A 6,302-nucleotide genomic window follows, 5' to 3' on the forward strand; every position below is an offset into this window, starting at 1 on the left:
TCAGGGTTGAGCGACCTTCTCGGCTTCCATCTTGCGCAACACGAAGCGCTGGATCTTGCCGCTCGGGGTTTTCGGCAGCGCGTCGACGAAGTCGATCGCGCGCGGATAGGCGTGAGCGGACAGCCGCCGCTTCACGTGCAGACTCAATTCCTCGACCAGATCGGGCGTGCCGTCGAACCCTTTCGACAGGACGACGAACGCCTTCACGATTTCCGTGCGTTCCGGGTCGGGCACGCCGATCACGGCGGCCTCGCTGACGGCCGGATGCTCGATCAGCGCGCTCTCCACGTCGAAGGGGCCGATCCGGTAACCGGACGACGTGATCACGTCGTCCGCGCGGCCGATGAAGCTCACGGCGCCGTCCGGCTCCAGCTCGACGTTGTCGCCGGTCCGGTAGTAGCCGCCCGCGATCGCCGGCGTGTCCTGCTGCCAGTAGCCACGGAACCACAGCAGCGGCGAGCGCGCGATGTCGATCGCGAGGTTGCCGGGCTCGCCGGGGCCGAGCTCGCGGCCCGCTTCGTCGAGCACCGCGACCCGGTAGCCGGGCATCGCGAAGCCGGCCGAGCCGACGTGCACCACGTGCGCGAGGCCGTGATGGTTGTTCACCACCATCCCGAGCTCGGTCTGGCCATAGTGATCGTGGATCGGCGCGCCGAGCGCCGCGTCGAACCAGCGCACGACTTCCGGGTTCAGCGGTTCGCCCGCGCTGCTCACCACCCGCAGCTTGCCCTTCACGCGCGCGGCCACCTCGGGGCCGGCCGCCATCAGCATCCGGAACGCGGTCGGCGAACCGGCGAGGCTCGTGATGCCGAGCCGCTCGATCACGTCGTACGTGCTGTCGACCGTGAAGCCGCCCTCGTAGAGCGTCGTCGCATGGCCGAGCAGGAGCGGGCCCGTGATCGCGTAATAGAGGCCGTATGCCCAGCCCGGGTCGGCGATGTTCCAGAACCGGTCGCCCGCGCGCAGATCGACTGCTTCGCGCATGTACGCACCGAACGCGAGCAACGCGTACAGCGGCACCGGCACACCCTTCGGCAAGCCCGTCGTGCCGGACGTCGACATCATCATGAACAGGTCCGACCCCTTGCGCAGCACGGGCTCGAACGTATCGGGCTGCGCATCGAGCGCCGCGCGGAAATCGATGTCGTGCGCCGACAGCGTCTCGGCTGCTTCGCGCACCGTCGCCACCGGCGGGCAATCGGCAATTTCGTCGAGCTTCGCGCGATTCGCGACGTTGGTCACGACGAGCCGCGCGTCGCTCATGCGCAACCGGTGCTCGATCGCCTTCGGGCCGAATGCGGTGAACAACGGCTGATACACGGCGCCCGCGCGCCACGTGCCGAGGATCGTCGCGACGAGTTCCGGCGTGCGCGGCAGCAGCCCGGCCACCACGTCGCCCGGCTTCACGCCCTGCGCGACGAGCAGGTTCGCGACCCGGGCCGACAACGCCTGCATCTGCGCGAACGTGAAGCGGCGGTGCTGCCCGCCGGCGTCGATCCAGTCGAGTGCGATCGCGTCCGACTTCGCGTGCCGGTCGCAGCATTCGACGCACGCGTTCAAGCCGCGCTCCAGGTCGCCGCTCAGTTGCGCGGCGGCGGTCTCGATACTGAATCGGGCCACGGTGTCGGCATAAGCCGGCACCGGCCGGGCGGTAGCTCCTTCAGGCATGCGTGTCTCCTGTTCGTTATGGCCGCCGTCGAGCCGGGGCGCGACGGGGATACATCGATAGTAGACAGCCCATACATTGCAATCAATGACAAACGGAATCTAGAATCATGATCGCTTTTGCCATGTCGGAGGACGCAGGAAAATGGGGCCGCAGATGATTTCGCCGGATTTCGTCGACGACGCGCTCGCGTGCCTGCGCCGGCACGACCTGCCGACGGCGCCCGTGCTGCGCACCGCCGGGCTGCCGGCCGTCGTGCACGACCCCGTCACGCCGCAGCAGTACGGCCGCCTGTGGCTCGCGATCGCGGGCACCCTGGACGACGAATTCTTCGGGCTCGCCGCGCGCCCGATGCGCCGCGGCAGCTTCACGCTGCTGTGCCACGCGGTGCTGCATGCCGGCACGCTCGACAAGGCGCTGCGGCGCGCGCTGCAGTTCCTCCGGGTCGTGCTCGACGAACCGCACGGCGAACTCGTCGTGGCCGACGGACACGCGCAGATCGTGCTGGCGCAATCGGGCACGCCGTACCCGGCGTTCGCGTACCGGACGTTCTGGCTGATCCTGCTCGGCGTCGCGTGCTGGCTGATCGGCCGGCGTATCCCGCTGCAACGCATCGATTTCGCGTGCCCGAGCCCCGGCCAGCGCAGCGACTATCACCAGTTCTTCGGCGTCCCCGTGCATTTCGACCGGCCCGACAGCCGGCTCGCATTCAACGCAGCCTATCTCGCGCTGCCGACGATCCGTTCGGAGCAGGCGCTGAAGGCCTTCCTGCGCGGCGCACCCGGCAATCTCCTTGTGCGCTATCGGCACGACACGGGCTGGGTCGCGAAGACGCGCGCATATCTGAAGGCGCGGCCGGCCGCCGAGTGGCCCGACTTCGACGCGCTGGCCGCGCGCCTCGACACGACGCCCGCGACGCTGCGGCGGCGTTTGCGCAGCGAAGGGCAAAGCTTCGCGGCGATCAAGGACGAGTTGCGCGGTGCGCTGGCTCAGTCGCTGCTGCGCGGTCGCGCGCTCAGCGTCGCGGAAATCGCGGCCGAGCTCGGCTTCACCGAGCCGAGCGCGTTTCATCGCGCATTCCGGAAATGGACGGGCACGAGCCCCGGGGCATTTCGGCGCGACGTGCATGCAGCGAACGCGGAGTCTTGAATGGTGTGCGGATACGCCACGTCTGGTCACGCGCGGCTGATACGATGCGGACATCCGGCTGCCGCCTGCCATTCCTGATCCGCGGCAAACACCGGTCAACCCTTACCGCTCCCGCTCCGATGCAAACATCCGTCTTTTCCGACACCGAACTGTCCGATCTGCACGCACACGGTATCGTGCTGTTTGCCGGCCGCGTAATATTCGACGCACAGCCGCCGATAGCGACCGACCAAATCGCGGCCGTGCAGGCCTGCTGCCACGGCGACATTCCGCTCCCGTTGCTCGAGCTGTGGCGCGTCACGGCCGGCGGCAGCCTCGACTACGACCTGACGCTGGAGATGAACGGCAATGTCGAAGCCATCAGCTGGAGCGAGCTGTTCTACAACGGCAGCAACGGTTATCGCGACCTGCAGGGCTGGATCGACCACGAGCTCGAACTGGCCGAAGAAGCCGCGCAAGAGAACGCGCGCACGTGGAACGGCAAAATCGATGCGCTGCCGTTCGGCGGCTTCGAATATTGCGACCGCATCTACGTCGTGACGGAGCCCGGCGCGCCCGACTATGGCCATGTGCTTGCATGGAAACAGGGGTTGCCGCCCGCGTGGCGCGGCGCGATGCACGAGGACGGTCTCGCGACGATCGCCCCCGATCTGTACGCGGCATTCGGCGCGCTGCAGCTTCATGTCGATCCGCTGGAGCCCGGCGTCGAACCGGGCACCGGTGTCACGCTGCTCGAATACGTCGATGAACGCCGCGACGATCATGGCCTGTCGCCATCGTTGGCCGACAAGCTGATCGCGTTCTATCGACAAGCTGTGATCGACTGGCGCAAGCCGCTCGCCGACGGCACCCTCGGCGCGCAGCCGGTGCTCGCACGTCACGCATTACGCCATGCGATCGAGCAAGACGATGCGGCGCTCATCGCGCGGCTGGCGCCGCTCGTCGCCGATCTCGGCGTGGCGCTCGCCGGCAGTTCGATCCCGACGGATTATGCGCTGCGACGCCGGAAGTTTTCCGCCGCCGCCGCGTTGCTCGCATCGGGCGCACCGGTCGTGTCCGATGCGCTGGCATCCGTGTCCGGCGCCGTACCGCTCGAGCTCATGCGCATGCTGCTTGACGCCGGCGTCCAGCCGGATGCCGACGCAATGGCGCGTTGCGTCGCGGACGGCGGCACCGATAGCGCACGGCTGATCGGCGCAGCGCTGTCGGCCCGTGGCGTCGACGCGGCAGCTGCCTACCGCACCGCGAGCGAGAAACTACTGGATCAGTTGAAGGCCGACATCCACAAGGTTCGCGCCGGCAAGCTCAGCCACTATCTCGGGCTCGACGGGCTCGAAGCGCACGCCGGGCGTCTGCGGACGTTCTGTTACTGACGTCACGCAGGCGCCAACGCGCCGTGGGTTTTCCTGCAGTATCGCGGTCCGGAGGCCGTTTGTTTGGATCGGGTCTCTTCCGCGTTCCGGTGCGAATCTGCATGGTACCGAACGCACCGCCGCGCGTGACGTTGCGCCCCGTTCCGTCAGACCACATACTGATCGGCCAGCCTGAGCGAGGTAGCGTCGATGGTGAATGTCGATGGGAGCGCCGCTGCGATCTTCGGCGCAATCGGGACGGCCGTGTCGTTGCTGGCGGCGATCCCTTACGCGCTCGCGATCTACCGGCGCACGGTTCGCCCGCATCTGTTCACGTGGCTCGTGTGGTCGGTCGTCACCGCGATCGCGGCCGCCGGTCAGTTCGCCGCGGGCGCGGGACCGTCCGCGTGGTGCACGGCGGCGATTGCGGTCACGTGCTTTCTGACGCTGATCGCCAGCCTGTTTCGCGGCGAGCGCGGCTGGACGGACCTCGACTGGCTGTTCCTGTGCGCGGCACTCTCGGCCATTCCGCTGTGGATGCTGACCGACGATCCGACGGTGTCGATCTGCCTGGTTACGCTGATCGAGCTTGCCGGCCTCGGCCCGACCGTGCGCTAGACGATCCGCGATCCGTGGAGCGAGAGCCTCGCGTATTTCGCGCTGTGCGTGCTCAAGTACGCGCTGGCGTTGCTGGCGCTGAGCACGTGGAGTATCGCGGTCGCGTTCTATCCGGCCGTCAACCTCATCGCGTCGATCGGCATCTGCCTGATGATGCTGGTCCGGCGTCAGTCGTTGCCGAATGCGCGGTAGGCTGCGTTTGTCGCCGCCTGCCACCTCCCCTCCGAAATGATGCGAGGTCTGACATGAATGCAATCCGTACCGTCATCGAACCCTGCGAAACCGCACTTCGCGCAGCGATGCTCGCCAACGACGTCGAAGCGCTCGACGCGCTGCTGGACGACGATCTGGTGTTCACAATTCCGACCGGCCAGATCGTCTCGAAAGAGGACGACCTGGCCGCGCATCGCGCGAAGCTTTTGCGTCTCGACGCACTCGACGTCCACGAAATGCGTGCATCCGCGATCGACGAAATGATCCTCACCACGACGCAAGCGACCCTAGCGGGCCATTTCGATGGCACGGCCTTCACCGGTACGTTTGCCTATACGCGGCTCTGGCGTCGCTCGGGCGCCCACTGGCGCGTCGTCGCCGGACATGCATCGCAGGTGGTGTAGCTGCGCCGCGTGTGCGGTTGAATCGCGTCAGGCAATGCTGCGGCGAACGGGCCGGCTGTCGATCGGCGGCGAGACCGGGCGACGCGGGTGATGCACTGACGAAAACACCGAGACGGGGGCCCTGATGAGCGCCAAAATGGACAAGCGATTTACCGTGCGCGCCGCGCGTGTCGTGGATGCGGACGAACTCAGTCGACTGGCGCGCCTTTCGAAGGCGCACTGGGGCTATCCGAAGGAATGGCTCGAGCTGTGGCAAAGCGATCTCACGATTTTGCCGGAAACGATCGAAGGGGCGATCGGTTACGTCGCGGAATCGGCCGAGTCGATCATCGGATTCTGGGTCCGAGCATCAGTGGATTCGGATCGACCGACGCCCGGATGGCTGTTCGTTCATCCCGATCACATGGGCCGGGGTATCGCCCGTGCGCTGTGGGAAGCAGTTCGGACTGAGGCCGCTGCGAGAGGCATCAAAAGCTTTGTGATCGAAGCGGATCCGAATGCTGCGCCGTTCTATCTGACGCTCGGAGCTGAAAAGATCGGCGAGAAGGAATCGAGCGTTGTGCCGGGCAGGTTTTTTCCGATCTTGCGGATCACGGTCTGATGGGTGGTGAAAGCAGCAAGATGGCCCGCGGTGCGTATGGCCTGGGAGATTGAGCTGTCGGCGGTTACAAGTGAGGTTACGGCGGAGAAATGCCTGGGTTCGAGCAGCCCAGCAGGAGCGGCCTGATAGCGCTTGTTACGCCTTGCCTCGCATGCCATCCGACATGTTTTTCGACGCTGAAATGCAAAAACCCCCGCCTTGTCGGGCGGGGGTTCTTGGCTAAGGGAGCCTGACGATTACCTACTTTCACACGGGAATCCGCACTATCATCGGCGTAGAGTCGTTTCACGGTCCTGTTC

General features: G+C 66.4%; 5 protein-coding genes and 1 pseudogene. 5 read left to right on the forward strand and 1 reads right to left on the reverse strand.

All coding sequences use genetic code 11. The features are described 5' to 3' along the window. Positions 1-1,668 (reverse strand): acyl-CoA synthetase, encoded by a 1,668-nt coding sequence (locus QZM72_RS32470; RefSeq protein WP_301740152.1) that lies wholly within the window; start codon positions 1,666-1,668, stop codon positions 1-3. 142 nt (positions 1,669-1,810) lie between these two features. Here QZM72_RS32470 and QZM72_RS32475 point away from each other — a divergent pair, with 142 nt between their 5' ends. The 5 genes and pseudogenes from QZM72_RS32475 (at position 1,811) to QZM72_RS32495 (ending at position 6,003) form a co-directional block, all read left to right on the forward strand. Continuing rightward, positions 1,811-2,815 (forward strand): AraC family transcriptional regulator, encoded by a 1,005-nt coding sequence (locus QZM72_RS32475; RefSeq protein WP_301740153.1) that lies wholly within the window; start codon positions 1,811-1,813, stop codon positions 2,813-2,815. Positions 2,816-2,934: 119 nt separating this feature from the next. Next, entirely contained in the window at positions 2,935-4,188 is a 1,254-nt protein-coding gene (locus QZM72_RS32480) for an SMI1/KNR4 family protein (RefSeq protein ID WP_301740154.1), read from the forward strand. Positions 4,189-4,377: 189 nt separating this feature from the next. After that, positions 4,378-4,977 (forward strand): annotated as a pseudogene (locus QZM72_RS32485) (hypothetical protein). 53 nt (positions 4,978-5,030) lie between these two features. Continuing rightward, positions 5,031-5,402: a nuclear transport factor 2 family protein gene (locus tag QZM72_RS32490; protein WP_089470984.1), complete on the forward strand. Its 372-nt coding sequence runs from the start codon at positions 5,031-5,033 to the stop codon at positions 5,400-5,402. A 136-nt stretch (positions 5,403-5,538) separates the two neighbouring features. Then, positions 5,539-6,003, forward strand: a complete 465-nt coding sequence (locus QZM72_RS32495; RefSeq protein ID WP_301740158.1) for a GNAT family N-acetyltransferase — start codon at positions 5,539-5,541, stop codon at positions 6,001-6,003. Positions 6,004-6,302 lie beyond the last annotated feature (299 nt).

Source organism: Burkholderia sp. AU45388, assembly GCF_030481585.1.
GTDB classification, from domain to species: domain Bacteria; phylum Pseudomonadota; class Gammaproteobacteria; order Burkholderiales; family Burkholderiaceae; genus Burkholderia; species Burkholderia sola.